The following is a 17,599-nucleotide window of genomic DNA, read 5'->3' on the forward strand; positions in this document are numbered from 1 at the left end:
AGATGTATATCCTTTATTATAAAAATTTAGCGGATGCATCGAACATTAACGATCGGGGATGCTCGGAGATGAAGTTGCCTTATCTCCGGATTCGGTTTTAATAAGCAGTGGTTCTGCGAGGGTAAATAGTGCAATTATATTAAGGACTCTGTTGCCATATATCCTTTCTATGACTGGTCGACGAAAGAAGAATCGTTCATGTTCTGCTGCTTTACTGTAACTGCCAGCATGTCGAATAAGATGTTCTAATAATGATGCAAGATTGCTGTCTTTGAGTTCGCTTTGATGCGCCTGGTATTCATCACCAAGTTCAAATACCAGTTTTTCCAATTTATACTTTGTATCTACGCTTAATAACTTTGTAAGATACTTTCCAAGGAAGGAAATTAATATAGGATTAGATGTTTTTGCTACAATATCTGCCAATAAGACTTCAAGAGCAGCACGATAAGCTAGAATGGAGTGTTGTTTGCGTTCAGCTATGGTTTTAAAAAAGGCATCTTTGGAAGGATGCGTTTTGGGAAAGTGTTGCATTTTTCTTCTTTGTGCTTGTAAATACGTTGTCCAATGGTGTTGCGTTTCAGGATCCAGCCAGGGTGGAGGTACTTTTACCAATCGCCCGGATTCTTTGTCAGTGCGCCAAAATTGCACATTATCTTTTAAATCTCCATAAAAACGTGCAATGAATTTTAATTCTGATTCTGTCACAGAGGTATCGGCGCGATTTCGATGACCACTTGAAAAATGCTCCATCTTTAAATCATCAAGAATATAGTGCACTTGCCTGTCATTTCTTTGGGCCCACAATAATCCTAATTTACAAATGATCTTATGTTCTGACCATCCCATAAAAAAAGGTTGATCATCTGTGGGATAGAGTGAAGGAGAAATGGCATGCAAAAAATCTTCAAAAAAGATCAGTTCTTTTTTACTGGCGCCATGCATATTATTTTTGTTGATCACCCAATCTGAAAAAGGATTGATAATAAGCAGTTGGTGATGGCTTTGTTGCTTTAAGACGATTTTAAGAGCTTCTTCTACGGGATTTCGTCCCTTATCACTCGGTAAGCCGTGGCTTAACCCATAGAGCAAATCACCAGGTTGAAATTCGTCAGCAAGTTCGCCAAGAAAAATTTTTTGACGACTGATTTCAGGATCTGCTCTCGTGATTTGTTGAGTGGTTGTAATATCATCAGGTTGTTGGTTTTTTGTGATGTCTATGGTAATGGAGGTAAATTCGCGAATTTGTTGTTGAATGAACAAACTCGTTTGGTAACCGATGTCATTTTCACTTAAATTCACCTCGGTGATTGTCGGATGTTCCAGGAGCGTTTGAAGCAGTAATAATGCTCCTTCATTGGATATGAAATTATTATCCAATTTTATTTTTTTTAAATGATGACAAGTGCGAAAAAGCACTAAAAGAAAGGGGATGTCAGTGTCTCTTAAGCGGCAATGACTAAGATCAATTTCCTCAATGTTTGGATTACGTTGTAATATAATCCCTAAAAATAAGGCTTGATCGCCTTTTTCCCAATGCTCAAATTTAACTTTGGTAATGCTTACATCGCTTTGTTCTGCAAAAAAAACTTGGCCTTCATAGTATTCGTTGTTTATATGAATACATTCTTCATCGTAAGAAAGTGTTTCTTGTAAATGAGAAACAAGGGATCTTGTTTCAGGCTCGGCTTTTGCTATCGTCAAAACGCCCTCTATTATTTTGAAGCGTTTCATCCGTTGTTCTCGTAACGTTCAATATATGTAATATTTTAGACCATAAGTTAAAAATATAACCAATTTGATTTTTTTATTGTTATTTAATGACTGAAATACTTGAGAAGAAATACCTTCAGCTTGCAGGCGGCTAATGGCATGATAGGTTGTGTAACGTTAATTCGTGTAAGTTGACCCGTTTGGGTATATCATAAGCCAATTTACTTCAGTAATTTCCGTTATGTCTGCGACAGAAACCATGTTACCAAAACGACAAAGTTTATTACGTTCCACTTCCCTCGTGTCAGCATTAACTTTCTTATCGCGGATGATGGGGTTCGCTCGAGATATGATCCTTGCGAATTTATTTGGTGCTCAAGCAGGGATGGATGCTTTTTTTGTTGCTTTTAAAATCCCAAATTTTATGCGCCGCTTATTTGCAGAAGGTGCTTTTTCCCAAGCCTTTGTACCAGTACTTGCTGAATATCAAAAAACAAGAAGTGTGGATGATGTTCGTATTTTTCTTGCGCGCATTGCTGGTAGCCTGAGCGCCGTACTTTCCCTGGTGACATTAATTGGCGTCATCGCTTCTCCTTATATTGTTTTTTTGTTTGCTCCCGGTTTTGGTGAAGATTCTGCACGCTCGTTGTTAGCTGCAGAAATGTTAAGATTGACATTTCCTTACCTCATGTTGGTTTCATTAACGGCCATGGCAGGCGCGATATTAAACACTTATGGCTATTTCGGGGTACCTGCTTTTACACCCGTGTTGCTTAATATTTGTATGATTGTTGCAGCCGTTTGGTTAAGCCCGCATTTTTCCCAACCGGTGATTGCATTGGCCTGGGGAGTATTAATAGCAGGCATCGTGCAATTAATATTTCAATTGCCTTTCTTATATCATCGCCGTTTATTGGTCAAACCCAGTCTAATCATGAACGATTCCGGGGTAAGAAGAGTTTTGAAGTTGATGGTTCCGGCTTTATTCGGTGTTTCTATTGCACAAATCAATTTATTAGTGGATACCATTTTCGCTTCATTTCTAAAGGTAGGTAGTGTTTCCTGGTTATTTTTTACTGACCGTTTAACGGATTTTCCTCTTGGTGTGTTTGGTGTTGCTATCGCTACGGTTATTTTACCGCATTTATCACGTCGTCATGCAGAGCAGAGTGTATCTCAGTTTTCACAGGCACTGGATTGGGGGTTACGTTTATTACTTTTGATAGGCATTCCTTCTGGTTTAGGTCTGGCTTTGTTTGCCATGCCGTTAATTGCTAGTTGTTTTGCTTATGGCGAATTTTCTGTGATGGATGTTTTGGAAACTCAAAAAAGTTTGTTTACGTTGGCACTGGGTGTGCCGGTCTTTATGATGGTTAAAGTCTTGGCTTCTGGTTTTTATGCACAACAAAATATCAAAACACCGGTCAAAGTGGGAGCGTTGGCTATGGTGGTTAATACATTATTGTGTGCGTTATTGATTGGACCATTGGCACATGCAGGATTAACCTTGGCCTCAACCATTGCCGGATATGTAAATTGCGGCATACTGTTGATCTTATTATTACGTAAAGAAATTTATCAACCATCTCCCGGTTGGAAGCGTTTTCTTCTGCAATTGTTAAGCGCCAATATAGCCATCAGTGTTTATCTTTTGTGGGCGGCTGGCGATGTGTCATTTTGGATGGCTAAGCCACTGCTTGCTCGCATAAGCCTATTGTTGGCCCATGTATTGGTAGCTGTATTCATTTATTTACTATGTTTGGGTTTTTGTGGGGTGCGGCCTGCGCAGTTTCGTGGCCAGATAAAGGAGTAAGCATGCAAGCAGAAATGTTTTATAGTACTGATGCCGAAAACAGTTTGCCAATCGTCTTAATGTCTAAAGTAGACTATGCCCAACATTTAGATGATTTATCTGAGTTTGAGCAAAATTGCTTAACTACACAGCAATTTAAAGGTGGCCTTGGCGACGTCGCTATGATCTCGAATGTGGATGGCATGGCAGTAAAAGCCTATATGGGCATGGGTGATGATTCTCAAGCTAAAGCGATTGCCCACGGCGCGACCCAACTGCCAGTTGGAAATTACCACATCAAACAACCTTTATCCAAAACGGCGCAACTGGCTTGGTCTTTGGCACAATACCAATTTGACCAATATAAGACAGCGAAGGCATCGCCAAGCGTTTTATTGGTAGAAAAAGATAGTCTTTCTTCTGTCTTAGCTGAAGCTTCTGCTGTGTTTTTAGTACGTGATTTAATCAATCGACCGACGAATGATTTAGGACCTGAACAATTGGCAGAAGTGTTTTCCAATTTAGCGCATGAACATGGTGCGGAATTTCAGCAATGGGTTGGCGACGAGTTACTTGCGAATAATTTTCCTGCCATATATACAGTAGGACGCGCAGCTGCTGCAGCACCACGGCTATTATCATTATGCTGGGGCAATGAAAGCCACCCGCGGGTGACATTGGTCGGCAAGGGCGTTTGTTTTGACACAGGAGGACTGGATATTAAACCACCGGTTGCCATGCGTTTAATGAAAAAAGACATGGGTGGCGCAGCACACGTGATTGGTTTGGCACAATGGCTCATGGCTTATAAGTTGCCCATTCGCCTGCAAGTGCTTATCCCTGCCGTTGAAAATTCCATCGGTACTCATTCTTATCGGCCAGGTGATGTACTGACCATGCGAAATGGACTTACCGTCGAAGTAGATAATACCGATGCGGAAGGACGGCTAGTATTGGCCGATGCTTTAGTAAAAGCTTGTGAAGACAAGCCGGAGGTATTATTCAATTTTGCAACCTTAACGGGTGCTGCTCGTGTTGCAGTTGGTACTGAAATGGCCGCGATGTTTACCAATAATGATGCATTGGCACAAGCCATCATAACCACTGCGAATGAAGTGGATGACCCTGTCTGGCGTATGCCACTATTTCCGGGGTATGCGAATATGCTTGATTCTGCCATTGCTGATTTAGCGAATGGCAGTGCTTCTCCTTATGCTGGTGCAATTACTGCCGCGTTGTTTTTACAACGTTTTATTGATGGACAAATTCCTTGGGCACATTTTGACATCATGGCGTGGAATGTTACCAGCAAACCTGGTAAGCCGGAAGGTGGGGAAGCTATGGCGATGCGTGCTGTTGCCCATTATTTGTTTCATCGCTATGGTTGACCTGAGCGCCATGTAGATATGAATTCTTATTCAGAATTCATATCTACATAGAACGCATGAGTGGATGTTGGGGCGTCGGCGTCGGCCTTTCCGCATCAGAAACGATAGAAGCAGCAGGGATTGTTTGGTGTCCAAATAGAGTATGCTGCCTATGGGTTGCATACTCCATCATGCTAAACTGGCAATGCTTATATAATTTATCCATATAGGGAGAGTGAATCTGATCTTGCTGTGCTTGCCGATAGGTCATTATGGCCATTTGGTTGTCGCCTCGATATAAACAAAGCTCCATAAACGCGGACCGGACGTAGTCGTTTGCACAATGGTGATTCAAGGCGGTTTGATAAAAGTGCTGGCTTAGCTGGTATAATCCGAAGCGTTCTCCTAAGAGGTTAATTATCTTGGAGATGGAGTATTGGTTTAAAACCAAGCCATTGCTACAAAAAGCATATAACAGCAAAACAGCCTCGCTAGGTGAGTGAGATTGTTCCAGTGCACTCATTAATTTCTGATTTTCTGCACGATATTTTCCATCCACATCCATGGTTGCCTTAATCGCCATTTTATTGAATAAAACAGAAAGATATCGTTCAAATTGTTCCGTTCCTTCAGCTTTTTGCAGAATGGTTGCCAAAGCATTTTGGACGTTACCGATGACTCTATGTTGAGTATTACGTAAGGGGATATGGAGATCATTCCATGTTCTTCCTACTTGATGCCAGACCATCAGAAAATCGATCGTATTTTCCAAGTCAAATTCGCCTAAGTTCCGTATTAGAGCCCGCATTACACGGTTTTGGAAGGTATCTACGGTACGTTGCTGACTATTAGTGATCGGAATATTAAGAGTAGCCCAAGTGTTACCCATGTTACTCCAAAAGCGCAAGAAATTGATGGTTTCATGAGCGTTAAAAAGTGGTAAGTTTATGAGTATCATCTTGAGAAGGTATTGTTGTAAGTTTCCTACGATTCTTTGATCGCCATCCATAACAGGAATATTCAAAGCTTCCCAATTTTTCCCAAGGTTTCCCCAAGCCCAAAGGAAGACAGTCAAATCATTGGTCGTGAACGATAAGAGGTTGCGAATTAAAGCATTGATGAGCAGAGCTTGAAAACTCCCTCTAATCTTATGCTGACTATCCAATAATGGCATTGCAAAGTCATCCCATGAACGATCCAATTTTGCCAGTCCCCAAAATAAGCTTGCTGTCTCATGTGCATTCATAGATGGAAGATGGACGGCAATCGCATTCAGCAGATGGCGTTGGAAGTTTCCTATGATTCTCTGGTGCTCATCGACAATTGAGACATCAAGTTCATCCCATGTTCTTTTCAGTTTTACCCAAGCCCAAATAAAATTAATGGTATTTTCTCTCGTGAAATGGGGGATATTACAAATCATTGCCTGCATCAAGAGTGATTGTAGATTTCCTACGACGTGTTGATGGATATCCGTGAGTGGAATGTTTAAATCGTCCCAGGTTTTTCCTATAGAAGCCCACGTCTGCATGAAAGAAACGATCTGATCATGATTAAAAGAAGGTGCATTGCTGATGATAGCTTGCATGATACGTTGCTGAATATTCCCAACGATTCTTTGTCGTTCATCGACGATGGGAATATTAAGATCTTCCCAGGAGTTACCTAATTTTACCCACGCTTGAATAAATTTTAAGGTGGCTTGTGCGTCAAATAAGGTTACATCGTCGGTCAGCATTCTCAATCCTGTGGCGATTAGATCGTTGGTATTAGGATGTGGTTGATTTAACATATGATGTTCCTTTTTAATTCTAGATGTCTTTATTTGAGTCATATGGAAATGTAATGTATCAGTATTTAAAAACCTAGGCAATGAATAAATCTTAAGTTGGTCAATTTTTAATTAATAGGATGAGTATGTATGTCGCATTGTTGGTGACGGTAAGCTCGGTAATGATTGCGACTGATTTCTTTCGCCGCATCATCGGGTGGCACGATTTCTATAATGCGGCGAAATCGTGCAAAAAAAGGAGGAATCATGGTTGCCATATTGAGAAGGATATCATTGAATCCGCGTGGTTCTGAGGTTAATTCATAGCCAATTTGTATGGATGGCGGGGGTTCTGGACCTTCTCCTTGGAGGTTATGGGGAATGAAGCTATCGTCTTTAAACGTCCACAAAAGCTCATCAAGCCGTTCAGCATCTTGCCGATTTTCACAAAAAACAAATACTCGATGGCCACGAAGATATGCTTTTTCCAACAAACGGCAGGCAAGCATCCAGTTTGCATAAGGTTGCTTGTTATTTAATAAATAAAAATCAATGCGAATTGGCGACATGGCGTAATAATTCTACTAGTAATGGCACAGGCCGGCCGGTGGCGTTACGTTTTTTGCCAGAAATCCAGGCGGTGCCTGCAATATCTAAATGCGCCCAGCGATATTTTTCAGCGAATCGAGAAAGAAAACAAGCCGCTGTGATGCTGCCGGCTGTGCGGTCAAAAGAAGCATTTACCATATCGGCGATGGGACTATCAATGGCTTCCTGATAATCGTCATCCAAGGGGAGGCGCCAAGCTTTATCCCGACTGTTGTCAGCAGCGGTTTCAATCAGTTGTGCCAGCTTATCATCTTTAGTCATAAAGCCGGTGTACACATTCCCCAAAGCAATCAACATGGCCCCAGTCAAGGTGGCTATATCAATGACAAGATCAGGCTTGAAACGTTCGGCATAGGTTAATGCATCGGCTAATACGAGGCGACCTTCAGCATCCGTATTTATGATTTCAATGGTTTGTTGTGAAAGGCTTGTGATAATGTCTCCTGGTTTAACGGCTGTTCCGCTAGGCATGTTTTCTGCACTTGCAACGAGTCCTATAACATTAATTGGCAGGTTTAACAAGGCACAGGCTTTGAGGGTTCCAAATACACTGGCAGCACCAGCCATATCATATTTCATTTCGGTCATCGCTTCACCAGGTTTTAAGGTTAAGCCGCCAGAATCAAAGGTAATTCCTTTCCCAATAAGGACAACCGGCGATGTGTCACCGGCCCCCAGATAATGCATCTCAATTAATTTAGGTGGTTCTTTGCTGCCTTGCGCTACGGCTAACAATGCCCCCATTCCCAGTTGATGCATTTCATTTTTTTCAATAATTTTTGTATGCAGCGTTTCATATTGTTTGGCAAGTTCTATGGCTTGCTCACCAAGGTAAGTAGGCGTGCAGATATTGGCAGGATAGTTGGCAAGCGTACGAGAAAGGCGTATTCCTTCCGCAATTGCTCGAGCCTCATGAATCGCATTTTCGCTTGCTTCTGGAAGAAAAAAACTAAGTGTTTCAAGGCGACGAGGTTTTTTATTTTTGCTTTTAAAATCAAGTAATTGATAGCATTGCGCATCCGTTTTCAACAGCATTTGCTGCATTTGCCAGTCAGGTGACTGTTTTTTAAGTGGTGGCATATAGATGGTTGCTTGAGAAAATGGTTGGTTGATTAAAATGCTAATAATATCCCGGATACGCTTATCTAGAATGTCTGTTGAAAATTGTTCTTTATGACCGCAGTGAATGAGTAATAAGCTGTGGCCGTTCATATCGGTTTGCCATGCTGTATCACCGTTTTCCATTAACCTGCTGGCAAGCCGCTGTAAAATGTCCTGATACGTTTTGTCAAAATGGTTAGTGAAATCAGGTAAGCTGCTGTCGCCAAAGATACCAATGACCAGGCATTCACAGGTTTCGAATGAAAAGCGCTTGGTTAATTGATAATTCATGTTATTCCTTATAAACAGATAAGAGAGAAAAACTGTGTTCTTAAAAGGTATTGAGTTTACTATAATTTGCTTCTCTTAGTAAAAAGTGTTAGGGCATAAAAATCGCATTTTCATCGGTGATGGGTATATAATGGCGAAGATTAGTCCACTCTTGTTAAGAGGCAAAAAACCGCGTGCTCATTTTTCGTTATCTGGCCAAAGAAGTATTTATCACCTTAGCATCGCTGACTACTATTTTATTATTGATTTTCATGAGCAATCAGTTCATGCGTTATTTGAGCCGTGCAGCTAGTGGGCAAATTCCAGCCATGTTTATCATGAAGCTCATGATGCTGGAACTTCCTAACCTGATGGGCCTATTGCTTCCTCTTGGCTTCTACGTGGCTATTTTAATTGCTTATGGTCGTTTATATGCTGAAAGTGAAATGACGGTATTGCAAGCTTGTGGTTACGGACCACAGCAATTGTTGAAACACAGCATGATTATGGCGTCCGTCGTGACGCTTATTGTTCTGGTTATTATGGTATGGGCTAGTCCAGTTATTGCGGTTGAGCGGGCAAAAGTACTCCGTACTTCTGGCGTACAAACGTTGATACAAACGATTGTCCCTGGGCGATTTCGCGAAATCCAACATGGAGAACGAGTATTTTATGTCGAGAAAATGAATGCCTCACATACGGTTGCGCAGAATGTTTTTATGGCTCAGCTTACTGAGAAAGAAGGCAAGCAGCAATGGGATATTTTATGGGCAGATAAAGCGTTTGCGGAAATGGATGAAAAAACATCAGAAGATTATATCATTTTCCAGGATGGTAAAGCCTATCAAGGCGTTCCTGGGCAGGCAGATTATCAGGTTGCTGAATTTGAGCGTTATCAGGCACGACTGCCTCATCCAGTAGTAGCTATAAAGGAGGACGTTCGTACGGCTAAAACAGCAAGTCTCTGGCCATGGAAGAATCCTGATTTACGCAAGGCTGCCGAATTACAGTGGCGTTTGTCCGTGCCTATTATGGTGTTAACCTTGACTTTGGTTGCAGTGCCGCTCAGTCGAGTGAATCCTCGTGCTGGGAAATATGCTAAATTATTGCCGGCCATTGTTCTTTATATCATTTATGCCAATTTTATGTTCATTGCCCGGGATTGGCTGATGGCTGGTAAAATCCCTATCTGGTTGGGTATGTGGTGGTTACATCTAACCGTAGCATTGATGGGAGGACTGCTTATCTGGCGAAATCGGGTCAAATTCTCATGAAACTGAAATTATTAGACCGCTACATTGCCAAAACTGTGCTGTCTGCGATTTTCTTGGTAACACTCATGCTGGCTGGTTTGCAACTATTTATTTTGTTTGTAAATCAGCTGGATGATCTTGGAAAAGCGCATTATGACATTATTCAGGCGGCATTTTTTGTGCTTCTGCAAATGCCCTATCAGGTGTATTTATTTTTCCCGATGGCAAGCTTACTTGGCAGTTTAATTGGCCTTGGTATTATGGCAAATCACCGTGAGCTTGTAGTGATGCGAGCGGCTGGCATGTCTATCGGGCAGGTAACGGCGGCCGTACTAAAAGCATCCTTAGTGATTATTGTTATTGTGACCATAACGGGTGAAACGATCATCCCTCGTTTAGCGTCTCTTGCCAATGATAAGAAATTGCAAGCAATGAGCGATGGACAGGCTTTACGTACGGCAAAAGGAATGTGGCTACGTAATCAGAACGATTTTATTACGATTGGCGAAGTATTACCCAACTTTGTTTTGCGACAAGTGTACCAATTTCATTTTGATGAAACACATCATTTACGTCTCGCTCGTAAAATAGAGCAGTTAAATTTTAATCATGGCACATGGTATGCGTCTGGTGTTTCAGAATCAATGATTGAAGGGAGGCAAATCCAGACAAAGCAGCATGATAAAATGCTTTGGGATGTGTCACTTAGACCTAACATTTTACGAGTTGGCAGCAATGAGCCCGATGAAATGACATTATGGGAGCTGCGGCAGTATTTACGTATACAGAAAATGAATCATCAAACAGCACTGAATTATCAGTTAGCCTATTGGCAGCGGTTGCTCCAGCCATTAACAACGATGGTCATGATGGTTTTAGCCATTCCTTTTATTTTCGGTCCACTACGTTCTTCTACTATGGGTTCAAAATTACTAGCAGGGGCAACGGCAGGTTTTGGTTTCCATATGATTAATCGAATTTTTGGTCCTGTAAGCCAGGTATTTCAATGGCCAGTAGAAATTGCAGCGTTTGGTCCGACATTTCTTTTTATGATGTTGGGGCTGTATTTGATGCGTCGGGTAAAATAATGTTTATTCGACATTTTATTGAAGCATTGTTTAATCCATTTTTTGTTATTTTTCTCTCATTGCTCGTTTTTGTAGGCTTGCTTTTTAGGAAAGGTGACTGCCGTTTTGTACGTATTGGTTTGACAGTGGTCATGGCTGGTTTCTTTATCGCCAGTACTGGGTGGTTACCGCGGTTTCTCACCCATCAATTGGAAAGCCAATATCCAGTCGTCACGAAAGCGAATCCCGCAATTCGTTGGATTGTGGTTCTAGGTGGTGGCCAAGCACAATACAAAACTTCTCAAGATCATAACTTGCTTTATTCTGCAAGCATTCGCCGCTTGATGGAGGCGGTGCGTCTTTATCGGCAATTGCCTGGAGCGAAACTATTATTGTCTGGCGGGGAATATGGTGGTAAAACAGCGGAAGCTTTACGATTGGCGGCTTTGACGAGCTGGTTTGCCATTCCGCAGGAGGATGTGATTTTAGAGTCTGGTTCGATGAATACAGAAGAACAGGCTAGGGCAATTAAACTGTGGGTCAACAACAGCCCATTTTATTTAGTGACTTCAGCCATTCATATGCCACGAGCCATGGCCTTGTGCCGTACTCAGGGATTGAAATCTATCGCGGCACCCACAGACTTTACTTATTATTGGTACGATGAGCGTTGGCAAAAGACTTACTTACCTAATCCGAATAATCTGGTTTATCTAAATATTGCATGGCATGAGATGTTAGGCAGAGCATGGGCCTGGTTAACAGGACAATCTACGCTTTTTTAGCCTCTTCATCTAACCATTGAGATAAGACCTGGATGATTTTGCGTGCTTGCTCTTCACTGGAAATATTAAATTTTGATTTTTGCCAATATTGGTTATTGCGTTTTTGATAACGTCGAATGGAGTATTTTACTGGCCCATAGTCCTGATTTTTATGATCCCAATCCTGGTATTGGAAAAGTATGGTCGTCCAGGCGCCTTTAGAGAGGATATACTTGTTTAATTCTTTAACAGTTTGAACGCCGTTTTCACTGTAAGACATTGTTAAATCTTCAATGGTATCACTCATGAGTTATTTCCAATATTAGTAGCTGAGTTTTGATAAGATTTTTTCCAGTACGCTCCTGTTTTTGTTGTTGCTCAGAAAATCCCTCCCAACCCCCTAAAGAGGAAGTTAAAAGCAACTGACGCAAAAATACACTTTTTCAAAGGATAAAATTAAAAAAACAGTGCAGCAAACTTAATTGATGGATTGTAGTGTGCCGTTAACAAAAGTCAAGCTCATGGGTTGCTGATACTGATCAGCTTGATATACCCAGACTTCCGGGTTTGCACTTGCTGGGACAGGTTGATTAATGTAAGTGTTATTAACCATGGCTGGATTTCCGCAGGCTGAATAAACACTGTTTTCATCGGCGCCAATTTGAATGCTGGTGCCACCGCAAAGATTCATTGCATTGGTGTTAGAGCCATTAATTCTAACGCTGCTTACTTTTTGATTAATGATGTCCACTTCAAGACTGATTCCTGTTGAGCCACTGGGAAGTGACCATTGATCAAAGATTGGATTTAAGGTGGGATAGACGCTGCCCGTATTAAGATTCGTATAAAGCAGTTGTTTTACGGGTATTCGTTGCGATACACTTCGGCCGCCTGAGCGTTTACTGAGAGGTTGGCCACATGCAGAAACGACCTGAGCCGCCGTCATACCAACATTAATATAACCATGATTTTGAGGGCAATAGACGGATTGTTGTTGTTCAGCCATTGAGGCTAATGGAAATGAAATGCCAAGCAATAAAAGTAATTTTGATCTCATTTTTGCTTCCACCCTTATGCCATTATCCTAAATTATAGACCTGCTTACCTGAATTTGCTGTCGCCTATGAGCAGACATTCATTAAATTAAGCGAAGCGGTAATAGGCCACTAATGAATAAGGTAATTATTTTTAGAATAATCATCATAATAAAAGGAGAAAAATCAAAACCGGAAATATCAGGTATGATACGACGACCGAGCCGAAACAAAGGTTCTGTAAGAAGATATAAAATATCGGCAACAGGATGATGCCATCCTGGATTAATCCAGCTCATGATGACTCGAATAATAATAGCATAAAAAAGCAGGTTGCATGGTTGTATGATCAAGTCGGCCAACGTAAATGCCAATATATAAATTACTGGCATCATAATTCCTAAAAAAAGTAATCCCATCAGAACAAATTTCATCAGTTCTATGATAATCAGAACCGTAAAAGCAGCCCAGTCATATCGTGGTGGCAGGCGTTTTTGAGGAAAAAGACGTTCAAGCGGGGTGATAATTGGGTTGGTGAGGGCAAAAATGGCTTGGCTTACCGGATGCAGGGCACTGACACGAAGGTATCGTAAGGCGATGCGAGCCCATAAAAAGAAGGTTAATAGACTGAAAAACAGAGAGAACAGGAAATGTCCTACATTCGCTAATCCGGTCATATTATCCTCTTAAACATGATTAATCGTTTTCAATTGACAGGCTCTTTCAAAAGCGGCATTCATCGCTGAAAGAACCAGCTTATCTAATCCTTGCTTGGTAAACACATCAACTGCTGCAGCGGTTGTACCACCCGGAGAAGTTACCTGCTGCCTTAATGTTGCAAGATTCATTTGATTTTCAGTTGCCAAGCTTAGCGCACCTTCAAAGGTTTGTAACGTAAAAATTTTCGCGATACCTTCATCAAGACCTAGCGAAACAGCGGCTTTAATCATTGCTTCCATGAATAAAAAGATATAAGCCGGACCACTGCCGGATAGGGCAGTAAATGAGTCGATTTGTTGTTCATTAGTGACCCATGTTGATACGCCAATGCTGGAAAAAATGGTTTCCGCCAATTCTGCTTGTTTATTGTTAACAAATTCATTGGCAATCATAGGGGTTGCTGCTTTACCTACAGCAGCAGCTATATTGGGCATGGCTCGCACAATCGCGATAGGTTTATTAGTTTGGCTTGCAAACCAAGGCAGACTGATGCCGGCAGCAATCGAAATCATTAAGCAATTTGCCGGAATTGCATGTTTGATCTGGGCGAATACGGCAGGCATTTGCAGAGGTTTGACCGCCAATATAAGAAGATCGACGCTTGGAATGATGGCTAAATTATCATAATGAGTATGAATACCATGTTCATCGATCCCAATCGTCAATGAGGGTGCTGCAGCTCGAAGCTGATTGTCTTTATTTTTTAATAAACCATGGGCAATGGCTTTTGCCATATTACCAAAACCGATAAATCCTATATTCATTGACGCTCACCAAAGATAGTTTGTCCAATACGCACCATCGTACTTCCAGCGCGTATCGCGATTTGAAAATCCTGACTCATACCCATGGATAAAGTATCCATGTTTATAGGCAGCTGTTCATTTAATGAATGCAGCAAAGTAGTTAATTTCTGAAACATTAAATAGAGTTGCTGCTCATCATCACTTCGTTTAGGAATGAGCATTAAGCCACGTAAATGCAAACGAGGCAATAATAAAATAGCGGATGCCAGTTCTGTCGCTTGTTCAGAAGAAATACCGGCTTTTTTTTCATCATCCATGTTGATTTGAATACAAGCATTTAATGCAGGCAGAGTGTCTGGGCGTGCATCATTTAGCTGTTGCGCAATAGATAGACGGGAAATGCTGTGAACCCAACTGAAATGACGAGCAATGTTTTGACATTTATTGCTTTGAATTGGGCCAATAAAATGCCATGTTATTGGAAGTTTTTCAAGTCTATTGATTTTAACTTGTGCTTCTTGTAAATAATTTTCACCAAAATCCCGCACACCTGCTATAAAGGCTTGTTCGATTGCGTCAGTTGGTTGTCCTTTGCTTACGGCAAGTAACTTGACTGTGCCAGGCGGGCGGGCGCATTCTGCCTCCGCCTGGTGAATTTGGTGAGTCACATGAAGTATGCGTTCAGCAATCGTCATGTTGTTAACCGCCTATCATCGTTTCCCACATGCCAAAGAGGATGGCTGAGATAGCAATAATCCCCATTAAGGTGACAAATCCGTTCGATAGAGGTTGCCGATATTTTTTCATGGCTGGTACTTTTGCTATGGCGTACATTGGCATTAAAAATAAAATAATAGCAATAATTGGTCCACCAAGGGTTTCAATCATGGTCAAAATATTGGGATTTATAGTAGCAATTATCCAGCAACTAAGAATGATAAATAAGTCGATGAGATACTTCAGTGTTTTAGACGTGATGGCGTTATTATGACGATTTATGGTTTTGAGGAGTAAACCTTGCAACCCTTCACTTGCTCCCAGATAGTGGCCGAGAAAAGATTTTGCAATCGCAATAAAAGCAATAAAAGGTGCCATATAAGCAATGAGAGGGGTTTGGAAATGGTTAGCAAGATAGGACAGAATGGAGATATTTTGCTGTTTCGCCTGAGCTAAATCCTGGGGGGAGAGACTAAAGACACAGCTGAATACAAAAAACATAACGGTGCTGATCATAATTAGGTGCGTGTATTTTAAAATACCTCGGCTTTTCTCTTCGGCTTGTTCGCCGAATCGTTGTTTCTGATTGACTGCAAAGGAGGAAATAATAGGTGAGTGATTAAATGAAAATACCATGACTGGTATAATCAGCCAAAGAGTTCTTAACAGACTATGCGAACCAGTGGTGGAAAATCCGTTATTGTATTGCAGAATGGCGTCGTTCCAGTGAGGAATTAAGTACATTGAAAGTAATAATAAAATGCTAATGAATGGGTAAACTAAAACGCTCATCGCTTTTATAATCATCTGTTGGCCAAATCGAATGATGGCCATTAAGCTTGTAATGAGGATGAAAGCAAGCATTGCTCGAGGTGGAGCATTCATATGCATCTGGTTGGCAATAAAGCTTTGTGTGGTGTTGGTGATAGCTACACTGTACATCAGTAAAATAGGATAAATGGAGAAAAAGTAGAGCAAGGTAATGAATCGACCGGCACGTGCGCCAAAATGCTGGTCAACTACGTCCGTGATGTCATTTTTGGCCGAGGAGCCAGAGAGCACAAATCGGCATAAGGCTCGATGAGAATAATAGGTCATTGGAAAAGCCAATATTGCCATGACTATTAAAGGAACAAGACCGTTTAGGCCTGCATCAATGGGAAGAAATAGTGTGCCTGCGCCAATTGCAGTGCCATAAAGACTCAGCATCCACATAACATTTTGTTTGCGCTCGTCCGAGAGTTGAAGCTGCGGGGCAGCTTCTGTGATAACAGCATTAGGGAGCATTCTGTTTTCCTCAATAATATAGATTATAAATTTGTTTTACGCTTCCCTTTAGTTCTGTATGCTATCCTTACACAAACACCAAATTAGCAATAAAGCATATTTTTAACATTATTGCGAGTATTTTGAACTTATTTCCCTTAATAAGTTAGTTAATAATGTTGATGCCATTTTAGCGTCAATCGCCCAGCTAAATGTATTAAATTAAATCACTAAGTATATATTTTTTGCTTCTTTAAGGCAATGCTTTTCATGGTTTAACGTTTATTTGCGGCAAATTCTTTCAGTTGCTGATTGACTTGTCCTAGGCTAATCTTCAAAGGAGACAATTCGTTTAGTAGGAAGTTAAAGCATGGATATTACAGAATTATTAGGGTTTTCAGTAAAAAATAATTCTTCTGATTTACACCTGTCTGCGGGTATGCCCCCCATGATTCGGGTGGATGGTGATTTGCGTAAAATTAATGTTCCAGCTTTGGAACATAAAGACGTCATTAAAATTGTGTATGACATCATGAATGACAAGCAACGTAAGGAATATGAAGAACATCTGGAGACTGATTTTTCCTTTGAAATTGCCAACCTTGCTCGATTCAGGGTAAATGCATTCAATCAATCACGTGGTGCCGCCGCAGTGTTTCGAACGATTCCTTCTAAAATTCTTACATTGGACGACTTGAATTTGCCGGGAGTATTTACCGATATGGCTTCCTATCCCAAGGGATTGGTGTTGGTCACTGGCCCGACTGGTTCTGGAAAAAGTACGACATTAGCCGCTATGATCAATTACATTAATAGCAACCGCTATGATCATATTTTGACAGTGGAAGATCCCATAGAATTTATACACCAAAGCAATAAATGCTTAGTGAATCAACGGGAAGTCCACCGCGATACTTACAGTTTTAATGCGGCTTTACGTTCCGCATTACGCGAAGATCCTGATGTGATTCTTGTAGGAGAGCTGCGTGACTTGGAAACCATACGTCTTGCAATGACGGCTGCCGAAACTGGACATTTAGTATTTGGTACGTTGCATACTAATTCTGCGACCAAAACAATAAATCGTATCGTTGATGTATTTCCAGGCGATGAAAAGGCGATGATACGCTCCATGCTATCTGAATCATTGCAAGCCGTGGTAGCCCAAACATTATTAAAGAAAACAGGAGGAGGGCGTGTGGCGGCATTGGAAATTATGATTTGCAATGCCGCTATCCGCAATTTAATTCGTGAAGATAAAGTTGCTCAAATGTATTCAGCTATTCAGACTGGTCAAGCGCAGGGAATGTTTACACTTGATCAGCATCTGACAAGATTGGTAAGCGACAATACCATTAATCGTAACATTGCTCGTGAAGTGGCGCTTAATAAAACGCTTTTTTAGTAGA

The 17,599-nt window shown here is 41.2% G+C and carries 16 protein-coding genes; 6 read left to right on the top strand and 10 right to left on the bottom strand.

Features of this window, described 5'->3' with window-relative positions; genetic code table 11:
- Nucleotides 1–45 precede the first annotated feature (45 nt).
- Nucleotides 46–1,734, bottom strand: coding sequence for a leucine-rich repeat domain-containing protein (locus E1O52_RS00315; RefSeq protein ID WP_133126760.1), 1,689 nt, complete (start codon nucleotides 1,732–1,734; stop codon nucleotides 46–48).
- A gap of 220 nt (nucleotides 1,735–1,954) precedes the next feature.
- Between E1O52_RS00315 and murJ the strand changes: the two genes are divergently transcribed.
- Both murJ and E1O52_RS00325 read left to right on the top strand, forming a co-directional pair.
- Entirely contained in the window at nucleotides 1,955–3,526 is a 1,572-nt protein-coding gene (gene murJ / locus E1O52_RS00320) for a murein biosynthesis integral membrane protein MurJ (RefSeq protein WP_133126761.1), read from the top strand.
- A gap of 2 nt (nucleotides 3,527–3,528) precedes the next feature.
- On the top strand, nucleotides 3,529–4,893 hold the full coding sequence (locus tag E1O52_RS00325) for a leucyl aminopeptidase family protein (RefSeq protein WP_133126762.1): 1,365 nt from the start codon (nucleotides 3,529–3,531) through the stop codon (nucleotides 4,891–4,893).
- Nucleotides 4,894–4,936: 43 nt separating this feature from the next.
- Here E1O52_RS00325 and E1O52_RS00330 read toward each other — a convergent pair whose 3' ends face one another.
- The 3 genes from E1O52_RS00330 to E1O52_RS00340 form a co-directional block, all read right to left on the bottom strand.
- Nucleotides 4,937–6,664, bottom strand: a complete 1,728-nt coding sequence (locus E1O52_RS00330) for a hypothetical protein (RefSeq protein ID WP_133126763.1) — start codon at nucleotides 6,662–6,664, stop codon at nucleotides 4,937–4,939.
- A 107-nt stretch (nucleotides 6,665–6,771) separates the two neighbouring features.
- Nucleotides 6,772–7,212, bottom strand: a complete 441-nt coding sequence (locus E1O52_RS00335; protein ID WP_133126764.1) for a DNA polymerase III subunit chi — start codon at nucleotides 7,210–7,212, stop codon at nucleotides 6,772–6,774.
- A complete protein-coding gene (locus E1O52_RS00340; protein ID WP_133126765.1) occupies nucleotides 7,193–8,644 on the bottom strand; it encodes a leucyl aminopeptidase in 1,452 nt (483 codons plus the stop codon). Before E1O52_RS00340 ends, E1O52_RS00335 begins: the two co-directional genes overlap by 20 nt.
- 173 nt (nucleotides 8,645–8,817) lie before the next feature.
- Here E1O52_RS00340 and lptF point away from each other — a divergent pair, with 173 nt between their 5' ends.
- Genes lptF through E1O52_RS00355 form a run of 3 tightly spaced genes read left to right on the top strand, consistent with a single transcriptional unit; the run spans nucleotide 8,818 to nucleotide 11,728 of the window.
- Nucleotides 8,818–9,897: an LPS export ABC transporter permease LptF gene (gene lptF / locus E1O52_RS00345; protein ID WP_133126766.1), complete on the top strand. Its 1,080-nt coding sequence runs from the start codon at nucleotides 8,818–8,820 to the stop codon at nucleotides 9,895–9,897.
- Nucleotides 9,894–10,964 carry an LPS export ABC transporter permease LptG gene (lptG, locus tag E1O52_RS00350; protein WP_133126767.1) on the top strand — a complete coding sequence of 357 codons (1,071 nt, stop codon included), beginning with the start codon at nucleotides 9,894–9,896 and terminating at the stop codon, nucleotides 10,962–10,964. The genes lptF and lptG overlap by 4 nt, the downstream gene beginning before the upstream one ends.
- Nucleotides 10,964–11,728 carry a YdcF family protein gene (locus E1O52_RS00355; protein ID WP_242602116.1) on the top strand — a complete coding sequence of 255 codons (765 nt, stop codon included), beginning with the start codon at nucleotides 10,964–10,966 and terminating at the stop codon, nucleotides 11,726–11,728. The genes lptG and E1O52_RS00355 overlap by 1 nt, the downstream gene beginning before the upstream one ends.
- Here E1O52_RS00355 and E1O52_RS00360 read toward each other — a convergent pair.
- The 6 genes from E1O52_RS00360 to E1O52_RS00385 form a co-directional block, all read right to left on the bottom strand.
- A complete protein-coding gene (locus E1O52_RS00360; RefSeq protein WP_133126768.1) occupies nucleotides 11,715–12,014 on the bottom strand; it encodes a hypothetical protein in 300 nt (99 codons plus the stop codon). The genes E1O52_RS00355 and E1O52_RS00360 overlap by 14 nt on opposite strands.
- A gap of 171 nt (nucleotides 12,015–12,185) precedes the next feature.
- Nucleotides 12,186–12,764 carry a DUF2845 domain-containing protein gene (locus tag E1O52_RS00365; RefSeq protein ID WP_133126769.1) on the bottom strand — a complete coding sequence of 193 codons (579 nt, stop codon included), beginning with the start codon at nucleotides 12,762–12,764 and terminating at the stop codon, nucleotides 12,186–12,188.
- Between the two features lie 81 nt (nucleotides 12,765–12,845).
- Nucleotides 12,846–13,418: a YggT family protein gene (locus tag E1O52_RS00370; RefSeq protein WP_133126770.1), complete on the bottom strand. Its 573-nt coding sequence runs from the start codon at nucleotides 13,416–13,418 to the stop codon at nucleotides 12,846–12,848.
- A gap of 9 nt (nucleotides 13,419–13,427) precedes the next feature.
- A complete protein-coding gene (gene proC, locus E1O52_RS00375) occupies nucleotides 13,428–14,225 on the bottom strand; it encodes a pyrroline-5-carboxylate reductase (RefSeq protein WP_133126771.1) in 798 nt (265 codons plus the stop codon).
- Nucleotides 14,222–14,902, bottom strand: coding sequence for a YggS family pyridoxal phosphate-dependent enzyme (locus E1O52_RS00380; RefSeq protein WP_133126772.1), 681 nt, complete (start codon nucleotides 14,900–14,902; stop codon nucleotides 14,222–14,224). Before E1O52_RS00380 ends, proC begins: the two co-directional genes overlap by 4 nt.
- A gap of 4 nt (nucleotides 14,903–14,906) precedes the next feature.
- A complete protein-coding gene (locus tag E1O52_RS00385; RefSeq protein WP_133126773.1) occupies nucleotides 14,907–16,211 on the bottom strand; it encodes a serine/threonine transporter in 1,305 nt (434 codons plus the stop codon).
- A 349-nt stretch (nucleotides 16,212–16,560) separates the two neighbouring features.
- Here E1O52_RS00385 and E1O52_RS00390 point away from each other — a divergent pair, with 349 nt between their 5' ends.
- Nucleotides 16,561–17,595 carry a type IV pilus twitching motility protein PilT gene (locus tag E1O52_RS00390; RefSeq protein WP_133126774.1) on the top strand — a complete coding sequence of 345 codons (1,035 nt, stop codon included), beginning with the start codon at nucleotides 16,561–16,563 and terminating at the stop codon, nucleotides 17,593–17,595.
- Nucleotides 17,596–17,599: the final 4 nt, after the last annotated feature.

Origin of the sequence: Legionella nagasakiensis, from assembly GCF_900639915.1 — a bacterium.
Taxonomy (GTDB): Bacteria; Pseudomonadota; Gammaproteobacteria; order Legionellales; family Legionellaceae; genus Legionella_A; species Legionella_A nagasakiensis.